The organism is Amycolatopsis sp. NPDC059027, assembly GCF_042739735.1.
GTDB lineage: Bacteria > Actinomycetota > Actinomycetes > Mycobacteriales > Pseudonocardiaceae > Amycolatopsis.
Window position 1 is genome coordinate 65,825 of record NZ_JBHYIK010000002.1, and the last position, 22,530, is coordinate 88,354.

Sequence of the window (22,530 nt, forward strand, 5' to 3'; positions counted from 1 at the left end):
TTCTAGACCCCTTGCGAGAGTGCGGTCGCGGGGCCCCCGCCCCCCGCCCCCGCGGGGGGCGTCCTCCCCCCCCGCGCCGGCCGCGGCTCCCCGCACCGACACGAAAGCGTCAGTGCGTGACCAGCAGGGTCACCCCGGCCTCGCCGCCGCAGTCGACCAGGACCGGTCCGACGCCGTTCCCGATGTGCTGGGCGACGTTCGCCTTCGCGAGGAAGCCGTTCGGGTCGGACTTCAGGATCCGGATGTTCTCCAGCGCCGGGTTCTCCGGCGAGTTGCCGATGACCTGCTTGAGGCCGGTGCCGCCGCCGCAGTTCCCGGTGATGGTCACCTCTTCACCGCGCTTCGCGGTCGGGTTCGGGCTCACCTCGACGACGGCCCGCGCCCCCTTCGGCGGCTGCTTCTGGACGTGCTCGGCGCTCGCCTGCTGGACGTTCTCCGTGCTCGCCGACGCGCTGTTCAGGCCTGCGATTCCGGCGGCCACCGCCGCGACCAGGCCCGCCGAAGCGGTGAAGCCGATCAATGTGCGGACGGTCTTCCGGTTTCCCATGGCGATCTCCCTTTTTCCACTATCCTTTTCGGACACTCGGTCGCCCCGCGGAGTGCGCGGGAACATCGGGTAAGTCGCCCTGGCTCACGCTCGGGGTTCTCGGAGGAGCAGAGAGTGACCCAGATCACGGTCGCCCCGCCGCGATGCCAACCGTCCGGTACGTGACCATCCGATGAACGTGCCCTACGGCCGGGGACTTCACCGCGTATCGGCGGCGATACTCGGAGGCATGACTTCACTTCGCCGGTTCGCCCGCGTCAGTGCGCTCATCACCCTCGCCTCGGGCCTGCTGCTCGGCTCCACCACGGCCGCCGTCGCGTCGCCCGTTTCGGTCGGCAGCATCTGCACCTCGGACTTGCCAACCGAAGCCCACGAAACGCTGGATCTGATCGCCAAGGACGGTCCCTTCCCCTACCCGCAGGACGGCACCGTCTTCGGCAACCGCGAGGGCATCCTGCCGTCACAGCCCTCGGGCTACTACCACGAATACACCGTGGAAACCCCGGGCAGCGAGACCCGTGGCGCGCGGCGGATCGTCACCGGTGAACGGGAGCAGGAGGACTACTACACCGCCGACCACTACGAGTCCTTCGACCTCATCGACTTCACCTGCTGAATCCGCGGCTGAAGGTCGTCGGTCAGTCCACAAGGGACAGATCGAGCGTCCGCAGCCGCGCCGGGTCGGAGATCACCTCGTAGGCGGCGATCCGGTCTTCCTCGACCGTGATGCTGAGCGCGAGCACCAGCCGTCCGTACGGGGCCACGACGAGGCCGACGGAACCGTCGACCAGCGCGACCTCCGCGACCTGGGAGTTCCGCCGCAGGACGACGGTCTCCTCCGCGACGGTCCGCGCGCCCCGGACCTCCGCCGCGACGCCCGGTGGCAGCGCGGCGGGGTCGGCCCGGCGCACGACGTCCGGGGCGAGCACGGTCAGCAGCGCGTCCAGGTCGCCGCTGCGCGCGGCGGCGAGGAAGGCTTCGACGACGTGCCGGTTCCGGGTGAGGTCGGCGGCGGGCACCTCGGGGGTGCCCTTGACCTTCTGACGGGCGCGGCTGGCGAGCTTCTTCGTGGTGACGGTGGTCCGTCCGACGATCGGGCCGATCTGGTCGAACGGCACGGCGAACAGGTCGTGGAGCACGAACGCGACCCGTTCGGCGGGGCCGAGGGTGTCCAGCACGACGAGCAGGGCACGGCCGACGGACTCGGCCTGCACGGCTTCGTCCTCCGGGTTCCGTTCGCCGCCGACCGCGTCGGGGATCGTGCCGACCGGGTCCTCCCGCCGCGTCTTGCGGGAACGCAGCATGTCGAGGCAGACGCGGGAAACGATCGTCCGCAGCCACGCCGCCAGGTTTTCGACGTCGTCCGTCTCGGCGCGGGAGGCTCGTAGCCAGGCTTCCTGGACGGCGTCCTCCGCTTCGGCCGAAGAACCCAGCATCCGGTACGCGACCGCCCAGAGGTGGTCGCGATGGGCCTCGAACCGCGAGGTCAGCACGTTCTGCTCGCTCATGGTCACCTTTTTCCTCCGGGCTCCGTCGATTCGGGTGAGTGGAGAACACAGCCGAAGCCCAAGGAGAAAGCCGTTGAGCGAAAGCCTAGTCCAGCGACCGGCGCCGTCCCTGCTGCACCTCGATGCCAGTGCCGACGCCAACTCGGTCAGCAAGCGGCTGACCACGGTGTTCGCCGACAGTTGGCGGAACGCGCACGGTGCGGCCGGATACCGCCACCGCGATCTGTCCGCCGACCCGGTGCCGCTGGTGGGCCCGGCCTACGTCGCGCTCGGCACCCGGGTGGAACGGCACGGCGTCATTCCGGCCTCCCGGGTGGCGGCGCTGATCGAGGATCCCGCCGAGGAACGGGAATGGGTGCTGACCCGGTCATTGATAGCGGAGGTGCTGGACGCCGACGTCCTGCTGCTCGGCGTCCCGATGTACAACCTGTCAGTCCCGGCCACGCTCAAGGCGTGGATCGACCGGGTCACCTTTCCCGGGATGTTCATCGACCCGGACACCGGAGACCACTTGCTGCGGGACACCCGGGTCGTGGTGGTCATGGCACGGGGCGGCGGCTACGGACCGGGGGCGCCCCGCGCGGGCCTCGATTTCCAGACTCCCTACCTGCGCGCTTACTTCCTGGGGCTCGGGGTGGCCGAGGAGAACCTGCACTTCGTCGCGGCCGAGCTGACCCGAGCCGGGGACATCCCCGCGCTGGCCGGTTTCCAGGAAATGGCGGCGGAATCGCTGACGGCGGCCCGCGAAGCGGTGACAGCGCTGGCCGCGCGGCTGGCCGAGCCGAGCGTGGTGACGTCATGATTTTGCTCGCTTGCCAGGAAAACCGTGTGTGCGGGCGGCGAGCACGACGACGAACGCGGGCAACAGGAGCAGCAGCACGCTCCAGGGGAACGCGCGGGGGCCGAAGACGCCGAGCAGGATCCCGCCGACGACACCGCCGCCCGCCATGGCCGCGTTCCACAGCGTGACGAGCATGGCCTGCGCGAGGTCGGCCGCCTCGCCGCCCGCGGTGCCCACCGCCGTCTGCAGCAACGTCGGGACACCACCCCAGCCGAGTCCCCACAGCGCGGCCGCGACGTAGACGAGCGCGGGACTTCCGGCCAGTACCGCGAAGATCGCGGCCGCCACGGCGACCAGGACGGTGCCGGCGACGAGGAGCGCACGGAGCTGACGGTCGATCCGCGCGCCCACGATCGCGATGCTCACCATCGACGCGATGCCGAACACCAGCAGCACGACGTCGACGGAGCCGCCCATGCCGAGCCGGTCGAGGAACGTCGCGATGTAGGTGTAAAGGATGTTGTGGGCCAGCACGAAGGCGAGGGTGACGAACAGGACCGGTACCACCCCGGGAATCGCCAGGGTGCGCAGCACCGGGACACGGCCGCCGCGGACCTGCCCTGGGTGGTCCGGGACCGTCACGACGATCCAGCCGAGGAGGACCACCGCCAGCGCCGACATGATCCCGAACGTCACCTGCCAGCCGAGTACTCCGCCGAGAAACGTCCCCGCCGGGATGCCCAGCGAAAGCGCGAGCGGGATCCCGGCCATGACGATGGCGATCGCCTTGCCCCGCAGGTTCTCCGGTGCCAGGCGGCCGGCGTATCCGGCCAGCAGCGCCCAGACCACGCCCGCGGCCACCCCGGCGACGAACCGGGCGGCCATGGTCAACGGGAAGTTCGCCGAGACCGCGGTGACCGTGTTGGCGACGGCGAAGCCCGCCACCCCGGTCAGCAGTAAGCGCTTACGGCGCCAGCCCGCGGTGGCCGAGGAGAGCGGGATCGCGGTGAGCGCGGTCCCGATCGCGTAGATCGTGACGGCCTGCCCGGTGGCGGACTCGCCGACATGGAGATCGGCGCTCATCGCGGGCAGCACGCCCGCGGGCAGTGCCTCGGTCAGGACGGTGACGAAGGCGGCGGTGGTCAACGCGAGGAGCGCGCCGAGGGGGAGCCGCGTGGTTACCTCGTGGGAGATCGGTGCGGTGCTTGAGGACATGGACGTATGCTCGAACCCTCACATAAATGTGAAGGTCAACCTGGCTGGGGTGAGGTCGAGCACATGCGCATCGGAGAGCTTTCGGAGCGGACCGGGACGTCCCGCCGTCTGCTCCGCTACTACGAGGAACAGGGGCTCATCGTCTCGCAGCGCTGCGAGAACGGCTACCGCTCCTACGACGAGTCCACTGTGGACCGGGTCGTGCAGGTGCGGGGCCTGCTCGACGCCGGGCTGCCCACCCGGATCATCAAACAGATCCTGCCGTGTCTCGACAAGCCCCGGATCATCCACTTCCGCGACGCGACCCCGGAGATGCTCGCCACGCTGGAACACGAGCGTGACCGCATGACCGAACGCGCGAACTTCCTGCTGCGCAACCGGGACGCGATCGCCGAGTACCTCGAGGCGGTGCGTGCGGGCGTCAGGGATTGATGGCGAGGAACAGGAACGCCGCCATCAGCACCAGATGCACCCCGCCCTGCAACCGTGTCGCCCGCCCCGGCACCACTGTCAGCACGCTGACCAGGACCGTGAGGGCGAGCAACACCATGTGGGTTGGTTCGAGGCCGAGTTCCAGCGGCCCCTTCAGCCAGATCGACGCGAGCGCGATCGCCGGGATGGTCAGCCCGATGCTCGCCATGGCCGAGCCGTAGCCCAGGTTGAGGCTGATCTGGACCCGCTCGCGCAGCGCCGCCCGTGACGCGGCGAGGGTTTCCGGGAGCAGTACGAGCATCGCGATCACCACACCGACGAAGGACGGCGGGAAGCCGGCGGCCCGCACCCCGGCCTCGATGGCGGGGGACTCGACCTTCGCCAGGCCGACGACGGCTACCAGCGCGATCAAGAGCAGGACGAGGCTGGTCAAGGCGGCTTTCTTGCTTGGCGGCGAAGCGTGTTCCTCCTCTTCGACCACGCCCTCCTCGGTGACCGGAAGGAAGAAGTCGCGGTGACGCACCGTCTGGGTGAACACGAACATCGCGTACAGCGCCAACGAAGCCAGCGCGGCGAACGTGAGCTGGGCGGGGGAGAACTCGGGCCCGGGGTGGCTGGTGGTGAACGTCGGCAGCACCATGCTCAGGGTGGCCAGCGTCGCCACGGTCGCCAGCGCGGCGCCGGTGCCCTCGGAGTTGAACAGCGTGACGCCGTAGCGCAGTGCGCCCAGCAGCAGCGAGATGCCGACGATGCCGTTCGCGGTGATCATCACGGCGGCGAACACCGTGTCCCGCGCCAGCGTCGCGGCGTCGGGCCCGCCGGAGAGCATCAGCGTGACGATCAGCGCGACCTCGATGATCGTCACCGCGACCGCCAGCACGAGTGATCCCAGCGGTTCACCCACCCGGTGGGCGACGACCTCGGCGTGGTGCACGGCGGCGAGCACCGTGGCGCCGAGGACGAGGGCGACGAGGACGACCAGCACGACGCCGAGGTCGTGGCCCCAGGACACGGCCAGCACGACCAGGGCGAGCACGGGGACGATGGCCGTCCAGGACAGCAGCGGTGAACGATTCTTCGCGATCACCGCCTCACCCTGACACAAACCGGCCGTCCGCACCCTTCGGCGCGGACGGCCGGGTGGCCATGGCCACTCACGCGCCGACGGGCTGCTCCTCGACGATCGCGGTGCCCGCGATACGGACGCGGCCTGCGACGAACAGCATCGCGAGCAGGCCGAGCACCGCCACCGCCGCGAAGAACCAGAAACCCCACGGATAGGCGATCCCCGCGGTGACCAGTGCGCCGGTGACGAACGGGCCGAGGATCGAGCCGAGCCTGCCGATCGCGGAGGTCAGCCCCAGCGCCGTCCCGCGCGCGTTGGCGGGGAAGGTCTTCGCCACGTACCCGAAGATCAGCACCTGGGCGGAGAACACGAACACCCCGGTCAGCAGCACGACCAGGTTGAGCAGCAGGCTGCTGCCGATGCGCATGCTGAGCGCGGCCAGCAACAGCGCTCCGGCGCCGAACCAGAGAACCGCGACCGGCTTGATGCCGAAGCGGTCCGCGACGGCACCCGCCACGAGCAGGCCGAGGACACCACCGGCGTTGAGCACCAGCAGCAGGGTGACCGACGTCGAGATCGGGTAGCCCGCGGTGCGCATCAACTGCGGCAGCCAGGTGTTGAGGCCGTAGACCAGCAGCAGGCCCATGAACGAGCCGGTCCAGACCAGCAGGCTGGTACGGCGGTACCGGGCGCCGAGCAGGTCGCGCAGGCCGATCTTCTCGGCGGCGGGCTCCTCCTTGGCAGCGAGGAACGCCGCGGACTCCGGCAGCTTCCACCACATCACCGGCACCACGAGCAGGCCGACGACACCGCCGCCGTAGAACAGCAGGTGCCAGTTGTCCGTACCGGCCGAAAGCGCGAGCACCGAGGTGAGAACCGCGCCGACGTGGTAGCCGGTCATGGTCACCGTGCTCGCGCTGGCGCGGCGCCGCTCCGGCAGGTGCTCCGACATCGTGGTCAGCGCGACCGGCATGCACGCGCCGAGGCCGAGCCCGGCGACGAACCGGAGCACGGCGAACACCGCGACACTCGGCGCGAGCGGCGTCACCAGGGTGAACACCGAGAACAGCAGGACCGAGCCGATCAGCATCCCGCGCCTGCCGAACCGGTCGGTGATCGGGCCGACGCAGGCGGCGCCGACCGCGACGCCGATCAGCGAGACCGTGGCGACCAGGGTCGCCCCGGCCGCGGTGAAGCCGAGGTGGTGGGTCTTCAGCAGGGTCGGGATCGTCGCGCCGAGCGCGACCAGGTCGTAGCCCTCGAGCAGGACCGTCAGCCAGCAGAGCACCGCCGTCCAAACCGATCGGCGGGGTGACGTCGTCATTGCCGTGCTCCTTGCACAGTTCATGAAACAGGGGGCTGAAGCAGGAGAATCAGAAGGGATACTGTGTCGATGGTTACTAATCCGACGGCAGCCACGGCGGAAACGGGTTTCTATAAGCAGGTCGGCTGCGGACCGTATCCGCCTACTTTCGGTCGGATTAGTAACGTGCTATTTCGGACCGGACGGTGAGCCACTGGGTTTCGGTGAACGCCTCGATGTTGGCTTGCGCGCCACCGAAACGGGAGCCGTTGCCCGAGTCCTTCCAGCCGCCGAAGGGTGCCGTCGGCTCGTCCCCGACGGTCTGCTCGTTGATGTGTACCTTGCCGGAGTGCACCAGATCGGCCAGCTTCATCGCGGTGCCGACATCGCCGAGGATGCCGACCGACAGCCCGTACTCGGAGTCGTTGACGATCCGGGCCGCTTCGCCGAGGTCGCGGTAGGCGATGACCGGGGCGACCGGGCCGAAGATCTCCTCGCGCCAGGCGGGGTTTTCCGCGTCTAGTCCACTGAGGACGGTCGGGGCGTAGAACGGCCCGTCGGCCTTGCCGCCCGCTTCGACCTTCGCCCCCGCTTCCACGGCGTCGGTCACGACGCGGTCGATGTGCGCGAGCTGCTTGTCGTCGATGATCGGCCCGAGCGCGACATCCCCGGCCGCCGGATCGCCGACCGGCAGTGCGCGGGCCTTCTCCGCCAGTGCCGCCACGTATTCGTCCACAAGGGACTCGTGCACCAGGTGGCGTCCGGTGGTCATGCAGATCTGGCCCTGGTGCAGGAAGGAACCGAACGCCCCGGCGGACGCGGCCGCGGCGACGTCGGCGCCGGGCAGCACCGCGAGGGCGTTGTTCCCGCCCAGTTCCAGGTGGACGCGCTTGAGTGCGCGCGCGGCGGCCTCGCCGACCTTGCGGCCCGCCGCGGTGGAGCCGGTGAACGAGACCACCGACACCTCGGGCGCGTCGACCACCGCGGCGCCGACGGCGGCGTCACCGGGCAGCAACTGGAGCAGGCCCGCCGGAAGACCGGCCTCCTCGAACACGCGGACCAGCGTCACGCCGCCGGAGACCGCGGTGCGCAGATCCGGCTTGAGCAGCACGGCGTTGCCGAGCGCCAGCGCGGGCGCGACCGAGCGGATGGACAGGATCAGCGGGAAGTTGAACGGCGCGATCACCGAGACGACGCCGACCGGCAGCCGCCGTGCGAACGACCAGCGCGGCTCGGACGTGCTGAGCACCTCGCCACGTGGGTGGGTCGGCAGCGCGGAGGCCTCGAAACAGATCCCGGCGGCCATCTCGGTTTCGATCGCGGCCTTGGCACGCACCGATCCCGCCTCGCGGATAAGCCAGTCCTGGACCTCGTCGGCGTGCTTTTCCCACAGCTCCCCGGCTTTGCGCAGCACGGCGGCACGTTCGGCCGGCTTCTTCGCCGCCCATTCCTGCTGCGCTTCGGCGGCACGGGCCGCCGCGCGGGCGACGTCGTCCGGCGTCGCGTTGCCGACGGCGGCGAGCTGCTTGCCGGTGGCGCGTTCGGTCACCGGGTAGGTGCCGCCGGAACCGGCGGTCCAGCCGTCGAGGTAGAGCTTTTCCTGCCAGATTGCGGTGTCTAACAAGGACATGATCACTCCGGTGTGGTCGGTTGCGTGTCGACCTGGATCAGCCTCGGACCGTCCGAAGTGGACTTGAGCTGGGCGTGCAGGTCGTCGAGTTCGGTGACCGAGGTGGCGGGGACGCCGTAGCCCTCGGCGATACGGGAGAAGTCGAGCCCGGGGATCTCGGTGCCGGGGACGTTCTCGGTGCCCAGCAACGTGCCGAACCAGCGCAGCGCGCCGTAGGTGCCGTTGCGCAGGATCACGAACGTGACCGGCACGCGGTAGTGGGCCGCGGTCCACAGCGCGGTGATGCCGTAGTTCGCGGAGCCGTCGCCGATCACGCCGACGACAGGGCGATCGGGGCGGCCCATCGCCATCCCGACCGCGGCGGGGAGACCGAAGCCGAGACCGCCGGACGCGGGGAAGAAGTACGAGCTCTCGTGACGCAGGTCCATCTGCCGCCACCACGCCGAGTTGGTCGACGTGGACTCGACGACGTAGCTGGTGTCGGCGGCCTGCGTGTCGCGCAGTGCGGCGAAGACCTGCTCGGGGTGCAGCGCGCCCTCGGCCGTCGCGGGCTCCGGGTTCGGGACGAAGTGCTCCTCGGCGTCCGCGGTGCGGGACTCGATCCGCGCCAGCAGCGCTTCGAGTACCACGCCGGGGTCGGCGACCAGCGCCTCGCCCATCGGCGCGCGGGCCGCCGCGCCGGCGTCGTCGGTGACCTGCACCAGTTTGCTGCCTTCCGGCAGGTACGGGCCAGGGACGTACTGGTGGTAGCGGAAGACCGGCGCGCCGAGCACCAGGATCAGGTCGTGCCCGGCCAGTGCGGTGGAGATGGACGCGATCCCGGCGGGGAGGACGCCGCGGAAGAGCCGGTGCCGGTTCGGGAAGGGCAGCCGGAACGGTGAGGGCGCTACCCAGGCCGGCAGCTCGAGGTGCTCGGCGAGCGCGACCGCGCGGTCGAACAACCCGGCCGTGTCGATGTCGCCGCCGAGGACGAGCGCCGGGTTGCGGGCGGCCTTGACCTGCTCGACCAGGTCGGTCAGCTGGTCCTCGCTCGGTGTGAGGCCACGCCGGACCTCGCGGTCGAGCGTCACGGCGGCGTTCGCGTCGAGTTCGGCCGACCAGTCGTCGTAGGGCACCGAGAGGTAGGTCGGGCAGCGCCGCAACTCGGCCTCGAACACCGCCTGCGCCAGCGAACGCGGCACGTCGGCGGCGCAGCTGGGCTCGCCGGACCAACCGGCCAGCGGGCGCATCAGCTGCGTGGCGTCGACGTTGGCGAGCATCGCCTCCATGCCGATTGCGGGACGGACCTGCTGGCCGGCGGTCAGCACCAGCGGGGAGCGCGAGTAGACGGCGTTGGTCAGCGCGCCCATCGCGTTGCCGGATCCGGCGGCGGCGTGCAGGTTGACCAGGACGGGCTTGCCGGTCGCCTGGGCGTACCCGTCGGCCATGCCGACGACCACGCCTTCGTGGAGGCCGAGCACGTAACGGAACGAATCGGGCAGTTCGGCGAGGAACGGGAGCTCGTTGGAGCCGGGATTGCCGAAGATCGTGGTCAGGCCACGGCGTTCCAGGAACTCGTGGGCGATCCGGCGGGCGGTGGGCATGGGGCGGGGTCCTCCTCGGGGATGTGGGACAGAACCTAGGGCTCGGCCGTGAGTGTGTTCCAATAAATGTTGCCGACCAACGACATCGACGGGATCGATAATGCGGGACTTCGACCTGAACCTCGTGCGCACGTTCGTGCTGCTGTACGAGACCCGCAGCGTCACCGCGACCGCGGAGTCGATGCACCTCACCCAGCCGACGATCAGCTACAGCCTGCAGAAACTCCGGCGCCGCTTCGGCGACGAGCTGTTCCGCCGCACCAAGACCGGCCTGATGCCGACCACCACGGCCCGCGAGCTGTACGAGCCGCTGCACGCCGCGCTGACCGGGATCGAGGCCGCGGTGAGCGGCTCCCGGCACTTCGACCCCGCCACCGCGCACAACGCGTTCACCCTGTGCCTGTCCGATCTGGGGGAGGTGTCGCTGCTCCCGCGGCTGATGGCGGCCCTGCCGGAGCAGGCGCCGGGCGTCACCCTGACGGTCCGGCCGCTGGACGTCGTCAACGTCGTCGACCAGCTGGGCCGCGGCGAGATCGACGCGTTCATCGCCACGCCACTGCTCAGCTCGCAGCGCGTGGCGCGGATCCCGCTGTTCACCGAGGGATACTTCGGCATGGTGGCCGAGGATCACCCACGGCTGCGTGGTGGCCGCGTCACCCGGGCCGCGCTCGCCGCCGAACGGCACGTCACGGTGTTCGGCCCGGCCGGGCAGGAAGGGCCGCGCAAGGCGCTGGAGGCGTACGGTCTGCTCAACCGTGTGGTTCTCGAGGTGACCCGCTTCGCGACGCTGCCTTATCTGGTGCAGCAAGGAGAACTGGTCGCCATCGTCCCCCGCAACGTCGCCGAGGTGTTCGCCGCCGAGCATCGTGTGCGGTTGCTGGAACTACCGCTGGACATCGAGCCCGCGCAGGTCGCGCTCTATGCCCGGCACGCGCACGCGCGCAGCCCGGCACAGCACTGGCTGGTCGGCTTCATGCACGAAGTCCTCGCCGAAATCGCGGAATAGCGACGGCCTTGTTTTCGCGTTGACTGATTGTCGTTGCCAGGGCACAATTTGTTGATTCTTGGCGCCCAGTAACGGACAGTCACCGTTGACTGTCCGGAATATCTTCTTTGACCGTTCCTGGTGTGGTGTCGGGGAGACTACTGGGTGATTGTGACCGTGTCGGCCTTGAGCTGCCTTCGGTCCTCACCGATCGTAGATGTTTGGAAGTCGTTGTCGGGGAGGAAGTTTCATGTCCGCGCGGATAGATGTGCGTCGTACGGCCGGTGGTCTGCGGCTGCTGGTGCCCGCCTACGGAGTGCCACGCCGGTCGGTCCGGCTCAGCTACGCACAGGCGGGTGATCTGATCACCGCGATCCGGGCGGGCCAGGTCCGGTCGGTGGCGGGCGACGTCGCGGTCGCGCCGTTCACCGAACACGCCGAGGACGCCGGGCCGTGTGCGGTGCTGGCCGACGCCTGCGCCGGAACCTACTTGCGGGAACAGGATTTGCGTGCACTCGGCAACGATCTGTGTGCCCATATGCCCGACCGCATGACCCCGCTGCCCTAGGTCCGGCCGGCGGTGTCGCGAACGCTCCGTTCGCGACGGTGAACGTCCCCAGCGACGCGTTCGAGACATCGCTCCGGCTGGCCGAGGCCTCGGCGCACGATCTTCTGGCCTGGCCGGGAGATTCTCACCTCGCAGGTCACGCACAGCGGAACGCCTGTTCAGCGCACTGAAGTCCGGAGGATGCTGCTGGGAAACCTCACCGCGTTGCCAGTGTGGTAAGTCCTGTTTCGCGGCTTAGGTTCTGAGGTGGATGGTGTTGCGTCGTGGTGTGCGGGTGGCGTCGAGCCAGGCGGGTGGGATGAATTCGGGTAGTCCGTCGGTGGTGATGCGGACTTCCCATTCGGAGTGGTGGATGAGCTTGTGGTGGACGGAACATAAGAGGACGAGATTGTCCACTTTGGTCTCACCATGGTGTGCCCAATACACCACATGATGTGCCGTGCAACGGTAGGCAGGCGCATCGCACCCTGGGAAGGCGCAGCCGCCGTCGCGTCGGATGAGTGCGCGTCGGATGGCGGGGGTGGCGAGTCGTTGGGCGCGGCCGACGTCGAGGGGTTCGCTGTGGGAGCCGAGGACCATGGGGATGATTTTGGCGTCGCAGGCGAGGCGTCGTGCTTCGGCTGCGGTGATTTCGCCGAGGAGGTCGAGGGTGGCTTGTCCGATCCCGGATCGCAGCTGTTCCAGGCTGACGGTGACGACGATGTGGGTGGCTTCTCCGGCTTGGGTGGGCAGGTCGGGATGTTCGGCCCACATGCGCACCAACTCCGAGAACGCGCTGCCGCGCCGTTCCCACTGGGTGCGGGTGTCGCGACCCTCTTCCTCGGTGGCGGGCCGTGGCTTCGCGAGCGGATCCAGCATCGCTTGCAGCCGCGCGGAAGTCTCATCGTCGACCCGGGCCTTGATCTGGTGCCCGCCATCACGGTGTGGTGCGATGGAGAACTCGGGCTGGAACGGTTTCGGTTCCCGGGTTTTCGGTTCCCGTCCATCCGGGTCGAGCTGGGAGATCAGGCGTCGTCCGGCGGCCCGGATTTCTCGGGGTCCGGCGGCGCGGGCCAGTTCGGCGAGGATTTTCTCCGCCTGCTCCCGATCCTGCATCGACACGGTCTGGGGAAACTTGTCGAGCGCCCGCAGGATCTCGTCGATCTGCGCGGCGCCGACCGCGCCCTCGCTCGCGGCCTGCGCGGTGGCGGGAGCAGTAGGCGGCTGCTCGCCGGAAGTCAGGTCGCGGGTGCCGTTGAGCGCCAGTGCCCGCGCCGCGCGTGCTTTCGCCTCGGCATACGGGATGTTCAACGTCTCCTGCAACAGTCGCACGAGACTCCCGTATCCGGTGGTGTCGCGTATGCCGCGGCGTTCCAGCTCGGCCATCACCTCGCCCTGGATCGCGGCCTCACGACGCTGCACACACTCGGACTCCAGAAGCCTGTCCAGCAGGCAGCCGACATCCTCGCGCCACCACTCGGTGCGCGTTGCGGAGGTGCTGCTGTCGACTGACATACCTCCACGATACGCCGCCCGTTCGAACATGTGTGCTATCGATCGGGTGAACCTCCAGAACGGACTTTTCCTTGCTGTATAAGGGTTTTGGCGTTCGATGGGGGTCGTGAGCCGCGACGGCGACAGCGCGGACGGCGTTACGCCGGGGGCTGGCGGCTGCGGGAATCCGCGTCGAGCCGGATCTCTTCCAGTTTGGTGCGGCCCGAGAACGCCTGCCACATCAGGGTCGCGGCGTGGTGGGCCTCCGGGCCGGCGACGACGTGGCGTTCGGTGTCGCCGGGTTGTTCGGCGGGGGCCTGGCCGATGTGCTCGACCAGTGCGAGCGACAGTTCCCGCAGTTTGACGTTGAACTGCTGGCTGGCACGCCGCAGCACCGCCCATGCCTCGTTCGCGTCACAGCGCCGTAGTGTCATGATCGCGCCCTTGGCCTGTTCGATGACCGCCCGCGAGGCGAGCGCGTCCAGGACCCGGTCGGCGTCGTCGGCGTTGCGGCTGGCGATGTCGGCGATGGTGACCGCGCTGGTCACCAGGCGTTCGTGCCGGGCGAGTACCGCGAGGGTGTGCTCGTCGGCCGGGCCGTCCAGGTAGATCGAGAGCACGACGACGCCGTTGTCGTCCCAGACGCCGGGAACCGCGGCCACGCCGCGCACCCGGGAGATCGCGTCGTGATCCTCGGGGGGAGCCTGCGCGCGGACCGCGGCCTCTGTCAGGTGCGGCCAGCGGGGATCGTGCCACATGTCCGTGGTGACGATCGGCTCCTCACCCGCGGCCACCAGCAGTGACGGGCCCCAGAGGTGCCCGGTCGTGATCGGGGTGAGAACCCGTCCCACGCCGGTCGCCGCCAGCACTCGCAGTTCGCCGCCGCCCAGCCGGGACGCGGGGTGCGCGACGCTGACTGCGCTGCCGATCTCGCCGGGTACGTCACGTCTTACCCCGGTCAGCACGTTTTCCAGCAACGTGGTCAGGGGAGTTTCGACCATCTCGGCGGGCTGCATGCCGGTCATCCGATCCCATCCCCCGTCCGTCAGGACTCGGCGCCGCGATAACGGACACGTCATCCGGGTGATGGCAGCGATGACGTCGCTTGTGCTCACCTTGGCACAGATCGTGCGCCGCCCCAAGCCGGCGGGGGGTGTTTCAGCTCCGTGTCACCGCGAATCGGCGAACGGTGGCGCGCGCAGGCTTTCGCGGGTCAGGTCGGCGAGCACCGATCGCACGACATGCTCGACACCGTCGGTGCCACCGAGCGCGAGGCCGTAGAACGTAGGGACGGCCGAGGCCGACCGCGGTGGCGCCGAGGGGCGGCGCCTTGACGACGTCCGAGCCGGAACGGACACCGGAACAGCCGGTGGCGAGGTCGCGGTGGTGGTCCTGCGCGCAGATGCCGAGCACACCGACCGGGGCAGGAACAGCGGCGTGGGCCATCGGGTCTCGTTCTGGTAGTCACCGAAGTGTGTCATGTAGACAGTCCTTTTGCGACACCGACGATCATGACAGCGTCCTCGCCATCGCGCGGCCCGCGGCCCGGCCGGAGAAGATACAGCCGCCGAGGAACGTCCCCTCCAACGCGTTGTAGCCGTGCACTCCGCCGCCACCGAAGCCCGCGACCTCGCCGGCGGCGTACAGCCCGGGCAGCGGCGTCCCGTCCGGCCGCCGCACCTGGGAGCCGAGGTCGGTCTGCACCCCGCCGAGCGTCTTGCGGGTGAGGATGTTCAGCCGCACCGCGATGAGCGGGCCGTGCGCGGGATCGAGGATGCGGTGCGGCTTCGCGACCCGCGCGACGCGATCGCCGACGTAGCGGCGCGCGTTGCCGACGGCCATCAGCTGCAGGTCCTTCGAGTACGCGTTGCCGACTTCGCGGTCACGCGCGACGATCTGGTGCTCCAGCTCGGCGACGTCGAGCATCGGCCCGCGCGAGAGCTTGTTCATCCCGTCCACGAGTTCGGGCAAGGAGTTCGCGACGACGAAGTCCACGCCGTGCCGCTTGAAGGCGTCCACCGGGCCCGGCGCGCCCTTGCCGACCCGGCCGGTCAGCACCTGCTTGAGGTCCTTGCCGGTGATGTCGGGATTCTGCTCCGATCCGGAGAGCATGAACTCCTTCTCCAGGATCGTCTGCGTCAGCACGTACCAGGAGTAGTCCTGCCCGGTGGCGAGGATGGCCTTCATCGTCTCGTTGGTGTCGAACCCGGGGAAGTTCGGGGCGGGCAGCCGCCGTCCGTTCGCGTCGAACCACAGTGAAGACGGGCCGGGGATGATCCGGATGGCGTGGTCCGGCCAGATCGGGTTCCAGTTGTGGATTCCCTCGGTGTAGTGCCACATCCGGTCGCGGTTGACGATCGCGCCGCCCGCGTTCTCGGTGATGGCGATCATCCGGCCGTCCACATGGGACGGAACGCCGGGGATCATCGTGCGCGGGCAGGGACCGAGCCGGTCGGCCGGCCAGTTGCGCCGGATGAGGTCGTGGTTGTGGCCGATGCCGCCGGACGCGACGAGGACCGCCTTCGCGTGGAACTCGAACTCGCCGACCGCCGTCCGTGACGACGCCTTGCCGCGGTCGAGGTCCGTCGGCTCCAGCACGGTGCCGCGCACCCCGGTCACCGCCTCGCCGTCGGTGATCAGCTCGTCGACCTGGTGTCGGAACGCGAACCGCACCAGACCGCGCTTCTCGCCTTCGAGCACCGGCTCGGCGAACACGCGGACGACCTCGGGACCGGTGCCCCAGGTGAGGTGGAACCGGGGCACCGAGTTGCCGTGCCCGCCCGCGTCGCCGCCGCGTTCGGCCCAGCCGACCAGGGGAGTCAGTCGCAGGCCCAGCTCGTGCAGGTAGTCGCGTTTTTCGGTGGTGGCGAAGCGGACGTAAGCCTGGGCCCACTGTCGCGCCCAATGGTCCTCGCGCTCGCGATCGAACCCGGCGGAGCCGAGCCAGTCCTGCAGCGCCAGCTCGTAGGAGTCCTTGATCCCGAGCCGACGCTGCTCCGGCGTGTCGACGAAGAACAGCCCGCCGAGCGACCAGAACGCTTGTCCGCCAAGGTTTTCGCGGTTCTCCTGCTCGACGATCAGCACGCGGCGGCCCGCCTTGACCAGCTCGTGCGTCGCGACGAGCCCGGCGAGGCCCGCGCCGACCACGATGACGTCCGGTGCGAAACTCACTGCTTTCCTCCGGTGCTGTAGGCCGTCACGACCTGGACGGCGAGGTCGGTCCGGCGCTGCCACACGGTGGCGTTGTCCGGCTCCATCAGGCATTGCACGGCGGTGCCGTCGTGGACGGCGATCAGCGCCTGGCCCAGCGCCACCGGATCCGGGACGGTGCGGCCGATCCGGGCGAGCAGGGCCTCCAGATACGGGATGACCGCGGCGAGGATGGCCTCCTCGCGAGCCGCCATCACCCGTCGCAGGCCGGGGTTGCGCAGGGCGTGCGCGGTGAATTCGGCGCTCACGCGGTACCAGACGTCGTCCAGCGGGATCGCCGGGAGCAGCCGCTCGACCACCGAGCGGACGTCGTGCAGCTCGGAGTCCGCGAGTTCGTCGAACGTCGTCCGCATCCCGGTGACCAGCTCCTGCGACCGCTGTTCCCACATCGCCAGGAACAGCTCGTCCAGCGAGGCGAAGTTCGAGTAGAACGCGCCTCGGGTGTAGCCCGCCCGGTCACACACCTGCTCGACCGTGGACCGGCCGAAGCCCTCTTCGGCGAACACCGTCAGCGCGGCCTCCAGCAGGCGCTGCCGGGTCTCGGCTCGCCGCTTCGTCACTCGCTTGCCGGTCTCCACGGTCGATACACTAGCGTATCGGATACATCCATGCATCGTGAGCGTCCGCCAGAACGCTCACGAGCCGAAGCCGCGCGGCAGGCGGCGGATTCGCGCGCCTCAGCGGCCGTGGGCCGTGCTCTGCTGGTCCACTGTGGACTGCGGACTCGTCGCGAGCAGCAGCTGCAGATGGGTGAACAGGCACTGGTGGGAGTCCGTGAGGTCCAGGCCGCTGAGGGCGGTGGCGCGCTTGAGCCGCTGACGCAGGGTGTTGGGGTGGATGTGCAGGCGTCGCGCGGCGGTGCGGATGTCGCCCAGCAGGTCCAGGTACGCGATGACGGAGGGGACGAGCTCGGAGCCGTGTTCCCGGTCGTGGACCACGAGCGTGGTCACCCTTGGGTCCCGCAGATGGGGATTGTCACCGATCATGGCGAGGGTTTCGGAGACGAGCACCTCGGCGCGGACTTCGGCCATGGTCGCCACGTTGATGGTCTTGTGCGCCATGACGTTCATGACCCGGTCGGCCGTGTGGCGTGATTCGGCGACCGACCCGAGACTGTCCACAATGGACCCTACGGCCGCGCGGACGGCACGGCGAAGGCGTTTGCCCGCGGCGGCGATGATCTCGCGGGCCAGCCCGAGTGCGAGCGTGTCGCCGCCGTCGGCGGGCAGATCGGGCAGCAGTACGTACACCCGGGAGCCGATCGTGGTCGCCAGCGCGGTCCGGCGGTAGGCGGCGGCGTGTACGGAGATGAGGTTAGTGATGGCGGCGCCGCGGAGTTCGCGGGCGGGCCGGTCCGATTCGGACGCCTGCTCGGCACTGTGTTCGGCGAACACCACGACCACGGCGGGTTTCGTGGCGTCGGTGCCGATGTGCGCAGCCACCGTGGCGGCGTCGATACGGTTTTCGAGCATGCCGTTCAGGAGATCGTCGTGGAACCGCGACTCGACGGCTATGCCGGTCCGCCTGCGCACGAGGTGCAGTGCGGCGACCCTGGCGGCGCCGAGCAGGGCGCCGTCGGATTGCTCGGTCAGCTTGGTGCTGCCCTCCTGGACCCAGATCGACCCCAGCAGTTCGGCGTCGGCGCGGATCCCGACCGCGAGCCTGCGGCGGACGCCCAGTTCCGGTCGTTCGTCGACGTGCACGACGTCGTCGCCGGCGCTGAGCCGGTCGAAGACACCCCACTCGCGCAGCATCGCGAGGTAGGCTGCGGGCCCTTCACGGCCGAGAATGGACAGTCTGCGTAGCTCGTCGACGTCGTCGTCCGACCGTGAGTAGGCCAGGACGCGGTTCGCGCTGTCCTCGATGCTCACACTGCCGCCCGTGAGCGCGGCGATGGTCTGGGCCAAGGAAAACAGGTCGTCGGAATCATCGGGGTCGGCCGCCGACGTGGCCTTCGCGTCGGCCACCGCACCCCGCGCGAAGAAGTCCAGCTGGTCCCAGCGCACTTCGGGCCGGACCGCGAGCACGGCGACGCGGGCCTCGTTGGCGGTCGCCCGCAGGTCGTCGATCGCGTCGCCGCCCGGCACCTTGACGGCCACCACGGAAGCTCCCCGCTGAGCGGCGGCCCGGACCAGCCGGATCGCGGCCCGGCCCCGGGAACCGATGATCAGGACGAGATCGCCGGCGTAGGAGTCGGGCTCGTCGTCCGGATCGAGGATGACGACGTCGTTGACTTCGATGTCGAGGCCGTCCGGCGCGGCGACCAGATCGGCGAGGGGAGTGCCGAGTGCCACCAGCAGCTGGCGAAGACTCGCTGTCCCCGGCGGGGCCGCGTGGCGATCCATCACCCTCCATCGATGTGCGATCGGACAATGGTACCGCGTCAACAGTGGCCAGATAGACCGTCTGCGACAGGGCGCCGCTTTCTAAGGTTCTCGGCAACGCAAGGGCGCACACCAACGAGGCGGGGCGATGCACCTCTTACTGATCGGCGACGGTGCGCTCGCCGACGCCGTCGCCGGTTACACCACGGCGTGGGGAGCGGGCCTGCGACGGCTGAGCACGCCGTCCGTGGCCGATCTCCACGGCGAACTGGGTCTGGACAGTCCTAACGACACGGTCGACGTCGTCGTGATCGTTTCCCGGGACGACATCTGGGTGCTTCGCCACGCACTGCTCGTGGAGCACGTGCGCCCCGGCATCCGGTTGCTGGTCACGCTCTTCGACAAGACGGTCGCGGAAGAGCTGGTCCGGTCGGTGCCCGACTGCACGGTGATCGGGATGACCGACGCGCTGGTCCCCGCGTTGCTCGGCCCGTGCATCGACGAAGAGCTGACGAGCCTGTGCGTGACGTCGGCGGGCGACTACGTCGGCGTTCGTCGCGTGCCCGGCGGGCTGCGGGCGATGCGGCCGGCTCCTGGCGAGATCGTCGAAAACGTACCCTCCGGCCCTGGCTGCACGCGCAGTTCCGGCCACTGGAAGGAAGCAACCGCGCGTTACTGGCCGGACTCACCGGGTTGCTGTCCATTTTGGTCCTGGACACGCTGCTGGGTGTTTTCGCGTTGCACGAGCCGGTGATCACGGCGTTGTGGAACGCGGCGAAGACGCTCACGACCGTCGGCCCCGCCGCGTCGGAGCACGTTCCCACCTGGTACCAGGCGTTGTCCGTGTTCACCCTGCTGTGCGTGCTCGGGTTCTCGGCCCTGTTCACCGCGGGCCTGGTCGATCGCATGACCTCCGGCAGGTTCACCGGTATCGTCGGCGCCCGCGCGGTGCCCCGGCGCGGCCACGTCATCGTCGTCGGGCTCGGCCAGGTCGGCATCCGGCTGTGTCGCGAACTGCAGCGGCTCGGTGTCGCTGTCGTAGCGGTGGAACGGGATTCCGCCGCCGAATGCGTGCCGCTCGCCAAGTCCCTGGGTATCCCGGTGATCTTCGGCCGCGGCGGAGATCGGTTCCTGCTCCAGAAACTCGCCCTGCCGAGGGCGAGGGCGATCGTCGCGGTTTCGTCCGACGTGCTGGAGAACATCGCGGTGGCGGTGGCCGCCCGCGCGATCGCGCCGGACCAGAGGATCGTGCTGCGCTCGGGCGGGCATGAGGACGTCACCGCGGAATCCCAGTCGCTGTTCCACATCGCGACCGCGTGCGACGTCAACCTGATCGGCGGATCCTTCATCGCCGCCGCGGCACTGGGTTTTCAGCCTCGCGCGACGTTCACCGTCGGCAGCCGGGTTTACGCCCTGCTCGCCGATGGTTCCGTGCACGAAGTGCTGGAATGGGAAACGCACGACAGACAGACCGTTTCGGTGACCGCGCGGTGACCGGTGAACCCGTCATGATCATCGAAGAAGCCGAAGAAATCATCGCGGATGCGTTGCTGCGCCTGTGGTTCACGGACCACACCTGTCCGTGCGGACACGTGCTGACGACTTGTGACGGGTGCGGTGAACCACGTTGCCTGCGGTGCGATCCCTATCGTTCCGACGACTGTTCAAGCTAACTATGACGCGCAATGAAGCGCAGTGAGGAAGCAGAACATGGCCACCACCACGAAGCCCCACGGGCCGAGGCTGAGTTCGACGGTGTTCCGCCGCAAACCCATCGATCAGATCGGGTCTTCGGAGGGAGGAAAACACACACTGAAACGTGGGCTCAGTTTGCGGCAGCTCACGGCCATCGGCGTCGGCGGCATCATCGGCGCCGGAATCTTCTCGCTGGCCGGGGCCGTGGCGAACGGAAAAGCGGGACCGGCCGTGCTGATCTCGTTCCTCGTCGCCGGGGTCGCGAGCGCGGCGGCCGCCTTTTCGTATGCGGAATTCGCGGGGCTGATCCCCAAGGCGGGCTCCGCCTACACCTACGGCTATGCCGTGCTCGGTGAGATCGTCGGCTGGGCAATCGGCTGGGATCTCCTGCTGGAGTACACCGCCATCGTCGCCGTCGTGGCGATCGGTATTTCCGGCTATTTCAACGATCTGCTCGGCTTCCTCCACATCGGACTACCACAGTGGATGATGGGCGCGCCGGGAACCGAACCGGCGGGCGTCGCGGCGGGGTCGTACAAGATCAACCTGTTCGCGGTGCTGCTGTGCCTGCTCATCGCGTGGATCCTGAACCGCGGCATGGAGAACGCGGCCCGGTTCGAAACCGCGCTGGTCTACCTCAAGGTCGGTGTGGTGCTCGTGGTGATCGTCGTGGGTGCCTTCCACATCAAGTCCGGGAACTACAACCCCTTCTTCCCCTTCGGCATGTCCGGTGCGTTCACCGGCGCGGCGACGGTGTTCTTCGCGGTGTTCGGCTACGACGCGATGAGCACGGCCGCGGAGGAGTCGAAGGACTCGCAGAAACACATGCCCAAGGCGATCCTGTACTCGCTCGCGATCTCCATGGTGCTCTACGTCCTGGCGTGCCTGGTGCTGACCGGCATGGTCAAGTACTCGGACATCAACTCGGAGAGCGCTTTCTCCAGTGCGTTCGCCTCCGTCGGGCTGCCGGTGCTCGGCGCGGTGATCGCGATCGGCGCGATCCTGGGCATCCTGACGGTGCTGTTCACCTTCCTGATGGGCGCCTCCCGGGTCGGCTTCTCCATGAGCCGCGACGGTCTCCTGCCGAAGTGGTTCGCCAAGACGCACCCGCGCCGCCAGGTTCCCACCCGGATGACCTGGCTCCTCGGCGGCGCGTCCGCCGTGATCGCCGGGCTGCTGCCCATCGGCGAAGCGGCCGAGCTGACCAACATCGGCATCCTGCTCGCGTTCGTGCTGGTCTGCGTTTCGGTGATCGTCCTGCGCTACCGGCGCCCGGACCTGCCCCGTGGCTTCAAATGCCCCGGTATGCCGATCGTGCCGATCATCGGCATCGCCTTCTCGCTCTGGCTGGTCACCTTCCTCGACCCGCACACGTGGCTGCGGTTCGGGATCTGGTTCGCGATCGGGCTGGTGATCTACTTCGCCTACGGGCGCCGGAAATCCTTGCTCGCCAACGCGTCTGCCGAAAAGCCGCGTGAGGACGCCTGAGCCCTGCCGATAGTCCGGAGAGGAATCTCCGCGCGAAAAATCGTCGGCCGCCGAGTGTGCCCCCCTCGCACTCGGCGGCCGGCTTTCGTTCAGCGGGCCGGCCGGCGTAGGCCCGCGACGAGGAGTTCGACCAGCCGCCGCGCGTCGTAGCGGGGATCGTTGCCGATGCAGAGGTTTCCCACGCCGCGCATGAGTTCGTAGGCCCGCACATCGGAGCGGATCTCGCCGGATTCGGCCGCGGCGTCGAGTAGTCGCGTGCCCACCGGTTCGAGGCGGTCGATGAAGTAGGCGTGCAGCGTGTCGAAGCCCGCGGCGTCGGACTGCAGCACGGCGGCGAGGCCGTGCTTGGTGACCAGGAAATCGACGAAGCGGTCGATCCATTCCGTCAGTGCCGCATACGGTGTCGCGCTGCTCGCCAGCAGGGCTGGACCGGCGTCCGCGAGGGTCTCGACCTGGTGCCGGTAGACGGCGATGATGAGGTCCGAGCGTGTCGGGAAGTGGCGGTAGATCGTGCCCATCCCGACGCCCGCTTCGGCCGCGATGTCGCGTACCGGTGCGTCCACACCCGACGCCACGAAGACCGCGGCGGCGGCGTCGAGCAGCGCCTTCTCGTTGCGCCGGGCGTCCGCCCGCTTGGGCCGGCCCGTACTCCCGTCGCCGTCCTTCACCGCGCACTCCTTTCCCCGGCCATGGTTGCTAAGCGGAACAGTGCTCCGTATAGT

21 protein-coding genes and 1 pseudogene are annotated in these 22,530 nt (G+C 69.1%); 8 read left to right on the forward strand and 14 right to left on the reverse strand.

Annotated elements, in window-relative coordinates; all coding sequences use genetic code 11:
• Nucleotides 1–109: 109 nt before the first annotated feature.
• Entirely contained in the window at nucleotides 110–547 is a 438-nt protein-coding gene (locus ACFWY9_RS01690) for a hypothetical protein (protein ID WP_378328473.1), read from the reverse strand.
• 229 nt (nucleotides 548–776) lie between these two features.
• Here ACFWY9_RS01690 and ACFWY9_RS01695 point away from each other — a divergent pair, with 229 nt between their 5' ends.
• Entirely contained in the window at nucleotides 777–1,163 is a 387-nt protein-coding gene (locus tag ACFWY9_RS01695; protein WP_378328472.1) for a ribonuclease domain-containing protein, read from the forward strand.
• A 22-nt stretch (nucleotides 1,164–1,185) separates the two neighbouring features.
• Here ACFWY9_RS01695 and ACFWY9_RS01700 read toward each other — a convergent pair whose 3' ends face one another.
• Nucleotides 1,186–2,055: a sigma-70 family RNA polymerase sigma factor gene (locus ACFWY9_RS01700; RefSeq protein WP_378328471.1), complete on the reverse strand. Its 870-nt coding sequence runs from the start codon at nucleotides 2,053–2,055 to the stop codon at nucleotides 1,186–1,188.
• A 73-nt stretch (nucleotides 2,056–2,128) separates the two neighbouring features.
• Between ACFWY9_RS01700 and ACFWY9_RS01705 the strand changes: the two genes are divergently transcribed.
• Nucleotides 2,129–2,857, forward strand: a complete 729-nt coding sequence (locus ACFWY9_RS01705) for an FMN-dependent NADH-azoreductase (protein ID WP_378337908.1) — start codon at nucleotides 2,129–2,131, stop codon at nucleotides 2,855–2,857.
• On the opposite strand, the gene ACFWY9_RS01710 is transcribed toward ACFWY9_RS01705, so the two are convergent.
• A complete protein-coding gene (locus ACFWY9_RS01710) occupies nucleotides 2,852–4,051 on the reverse strand; it encodes an MFS transporter (protein ID WP_378337909.1) in 1,200 nt (399 codons plus the stop codon). The genes ACFWY9_RS01705 and ACFWY9_RS01710 overlap by 6 nt on opposite strands.
• Before the next feature lie 63 nt (nucleotides 4,052–4,114).
• On the opposite strand from ACFWY9_RS01710, the gene ACFWY9_RS01715 reads away from it, so the two are divergent.
• Nucleotides 4,115–4,483: a MerR family transcriptional regulator gene (locus tag ACFWY9_RS01715; protein WP_378328468.1), complete on the forward strand. Its 369-nt coding sequence runs from the start codon at nucleotides 4,115–4,117 to the stop codon at nucleotides 4,481–4,483.
• Here ACFWY9_RS01715 and ACFWY9_RS01720 read toward each other — a convergent pair.
• From ACFWY9_RS01720 to mdlC, 4 genes are all read right to left on the reverse strand, one after another.
• The gene (locus ACFWY9_RS01720) at nucleotides 4,473–5,570 is read right to left on the reverse strand and encodes a calcium:proton antiporter (protein WP_378328467.1); all 1,098 of its coding nucleotides are present in this window, start codon (nucleotides 5,568–5,570) and stop codon (nucleotides 4,473–4,475) included. The genes ACFWY9_RS01715 and ACFWY9_RS01720 overlap by 11 nt on opposite strands.
• A 67-nt stretch (nucleotides 5,571–5,637) precedes the next feature.
• On the reverse strand, nucleotides 5,638–6,873 hold the full coding sequence (locus tag ACFWY9_RS01725; RefSeq protein ID WP_378337910.1) for an MFS transporter: 1,236 nt from the start codon (nucleotides 6,871–6,873) through the stop codon (nucleotides 5,638–5,640).
• 157 nt (nucleotides 6,874–7,030) lie between these two features.
• Nucleotides 7,031–8,482, reverse strand: a complete 1,452-nt coding sequence (locus ACFWY9_RS01730; protein WP_378337911.1) for an aldehyde dehydrogenase family protein — start codon at nucleotides 8,480–8,482, stop codon at nucleotides 7,031–7,033.
• Between the two features lie 2 nt (nucleotides 8,483–8,484).
• Entirely contained in the window at nucleotides 8,485–10,065 is a 1,581-nt protein-coding gene (gene mdlC / locus ACFWY9_RS01735) for a benzoylformate decarboxylase (RefSeq protein WP_378337912.1), read from the reverse strand.
• Between the two features lie 100 nt (nucleotides 10,066–10,165).
• Between mdlC and ACFWY9_RS01740 the strand changes: the two genes are divergently transcribed.
• Complete coding sequence (locus ACFWY9_RS01740; protein ID WP_378337913.1) at nucleotides 10,166–11,071, forward strand: LysR family transcriptional regulator; 906 nt, start codon at nucleotides 10,166–10,168, stop codon at nucleotides 11,069–11,071.
• 229 nt (nucleotides 11,072–11,300) lie between these two features.
• On the forward strand, nucleotides 11,301–11,618 hold the full coding sequence (locus tag ACFWY9_RS01745; RefSeq protein ID WP_378328462.1) for a hypothetical protein: 318 nt from the start codon (nucleotides 11,301–11,303) through the stop codon (nucleotides 11,616–11,618).
• A gap of 234 nt (nucleotides 11,619–11,852) precedes the next feature.
• Here ACFWY9_RS01745 and ACFWY9_RS01750 read toward each other — a convergent pair whose 3' ends face one another.
• The 6 genes and pseudogenes from ACFWY9_RS01750 to ACFWY9_RS01775 all read right to left on the reverse strand — a co-directional run bounded on the left by ACFWY9_RS01750 (nucleotide 11,853) and on the right by ACFWY9_RS01775 (nucleotide 18,646).
• On the reverse strand, nucleotides 11,853–13,112 hold the full coding sequence (locus ACFWY9_RS01750; RefSeq protein WP_378337914.1) for a DUF222 domain-containing protein: 1,260 nt from the start codon (nucleotides 13,110–13,112) through the stop codon (nucleotides 11,853–11,855).
• Nucleotides 13,113–13,249: 137 nt separating this feature from the next.
• Entirely contained in the window at nucleotides 13,250–14,116 is an 867-nt protein-coding gene (locus ACFWY9_RS01755) for an ANTAR domain-containing protein (RefSeq protein WP_378328460.1), read from the reverse strand.
• A gap of 144 nt (nucleotides 14,117–14,260) precedes the next feature.
• Nucleotides 14,261–14,453, reverse strand: a pseudogene (locus ACFWY9_RS01760) (alpha-hydroxy-acid oxidizing protein); the annotation flags it as partial.
• Between the two features lie 147 nt (nucleotides 14,454–14,600).
• A complete protein-coding gene (locus ACFWY9_RS01765; protein ID WP_378328459.1) occupies nucleotides 14,601–16,262 on the reverse strand; it encodes an FAD-binding dehydrogenase in 1,662 nt (553 codons plus the stop codon).
• Complete coding sequence (locus ACFWY9_RS01770) at nucleotides 16,259–16,879, reverse strand: TetR/AcrR family transcriptional regulator (RefSeq protein WP_378337915.1); 621 nt, start codon at nucleotides 16,877–16,879, stop codon at nucleotides 16,259–16,261. The genes ACFWY9_RS01765 and ACFWY9_RS01770 overlap by 4 nt, the downstream gene beginning before the upstream one ends.
• Before the next feature lie 99 nt (nucleotides 16,880–16,978).
• Nucleotides 16,979–18,646: a helix-turn-helix domain-containing protein gene (locus ACFWY9_RS01775; RefSeq protein ID WP_378337916.1), complete on the reverse strand. Its 1,668-nt coding sequence runs from the start codon at nucleotides 18,644–18,646 to the stop codon at nucleotides 16,979–16,981.
• Between the two features lie 127 nt (nucleotides 18,647–18,773).
• Here ACFWY9_RS01775 and ACFWY9_RS01780 point away from each other — a divergent pair, with 127 nt between their 5' ends.
• From ACFWY9_RS01780 to ACFWY9_RS01790, 3 genes are all read left to right on the forward strand, one after another.
• Complete coding sequence (locus ACFWY9_RS01780; protein ID WP_378337917.1) at nucleotides 18,774–19,379, forward strand: hypothetical protein; 606 nt, start codon at nucleotides 18,774–18,776, stop codon at nucleotides 19,377–19,379.
• On the forward strand, nucleotides 19,319–20,119 hold the full coding sequence (locus ACFWY9_RS01785; protein WP_378337918.1) for an NAD-binding protein: 801 nt from the start codon (nucleotides 19,319–19,321) through the stop codon (nucleotides 20,117–20,119). The genes ACFWY9_RS01780 and ACFWY9_RS01785 overlap by 61 nt, the downstream gene beginning before the upstream one ends.
• A 216-nt stretch (nucleotides 20,120–20,335) precedes the next feature.
• Nucleotides 20,336–21,808 (forward strand): amino acid permease, encoded by a 1,473-nt coding sequence (locus ACFWY9_RS01790; protein ID WP_378328455.1) that lies wholly within the window; start codon nucleotides 20,336–20,338, stop codon nucleotides 21,806–21,808.
• An 89-nt stretch (nucleotides 21,809–21,897) separates the two neighbouring features.
• Here the strand turns inward: ACFWY9_RS01790 and ACFWY9_RS01795 are convergent, their stop codons facing one another.
• Complete coding sequence (locus ACFWY9_RS01795) at nucleotides 21,898–22,476, reverse strand: TetR/AcrR family transcriptional regulator (RefSeq protein ID WP_378337919.1); 579 nt, start codon at nucleotides 22,474–22,476, stop codon at nucleotides 21,898–21,900.
• Between the last annotated feature and the right edge of the window lie 54 nt (nucleotides 22,477–22,530).

Bases quoted from the DNA above. Each gene is read 5' to 3' on its own strand.
- ACFWY9_RS01755 (WP_378328460.1), bottom strand. From the start codon at position 14,116: ATGACCGGCATGCAGCCCGCCGAGATGGTCGAAACTCCCCTGACCACG.
- ACFWY9_RS01780 (WP_378337917.1), top strand. From the start codon at position 18,774: ATGCACCTCTTACTGATCGGCGACGGTGCGCTCGCCGACGCCGTCGCC.
- ACFWY9_RS01745 (WP_378328462.1), top strand. From the start codon at position 11,301: ATGTCCGCGCGGATAGATGTGCGTCGTACGGCCGGTGGTCTGCGGCTG.
- ACFWY9_RS01690 (WP_378328473.1), bottom strand. From the start codon at position 547: ATGGGAAACCGGAAGACCGTCCGCACATTGATCGGCTTCACCGCTTCG.
- ACFWY9_RS01700 (WP_378328471.1), bottom strand. From the start codon at position 2,055: ATGAGCGAGCAGAACGTGCTGACCTCGCGGTTCGAGGCCCATCGCGAC.
- ACFWY9_RS01750 (WP_378337914.1), bottom strand. From the start codon at position 13,112: ATGTCAGTCGACAGCAGCACCTCCGCAACGCGCACCGAGTGGTGGCGC.
- mdlC (WP_378337912.1), bottom strand. From the start codon at position 10,065: ATGCCCACCGCCCGCCGGATCGCCCACGAGTTCCTGGAACGCCGTGGC.
- ACFWY9_RS01775 (WP_378337916.1), bottom strand. From the start codon at position 18,646: ATGGATCGCCACGCGGCCCCGCCGGGGACAGCGAGTCTTCGCCAGCTG.
- ACFWY9_RS01725 (WP_378337910.1), bottom strand. From the start codon at position 6,873: ATGACGACGTCACCCCGCCGATCGGTTTGGACGGCGGTGCTCTGCTGG.
- ACFWY9_RS01710 (WP_378337909.1), bottom strand. From the start codon at position 4,051: ATGTCCTCAAGCACCGCACCGATCTCCCACGAGGTAACCACGCGGCTC.
- ACFWY9_RS01715 (WP_378328468.1), top strand. From the start codon at position 4,115: ATGCGCATCGGAGAGCTTTCGGAGCGGACCGGGACGTCCCGCCGTCTG.
- ACFWY9_RS01740 (WP_378337913.1), top strand. From the start codon at position 10,166: ATGCGGGACTTCGACCTGAACCTCGTGCGCACGTTCGTGCTGCTGTAC.
- ACFWY9_RS01695 (WP_378328472.1), top strand. From the start codon at position 777: ATGACTTCACTTCGCCGGTTCGCCCGCGTCAGTGCGCTCATCACCCTC.
- ACFWY9_RS01790 (WP_378328455.1), top strand. From the start codon at position 20,336: ATGGCCACCACCACGAAGCCCCACGGGCCGAGGCTGAGTTCGACGGTG.
- ACFWY9_RS01730 (WP_378337911.1), bottom strand. From the start codon at position 8,482: ATGTCCTTGTTAGACACCGCAATCTGGCAGGAAAAGCTCTACCTCGAC.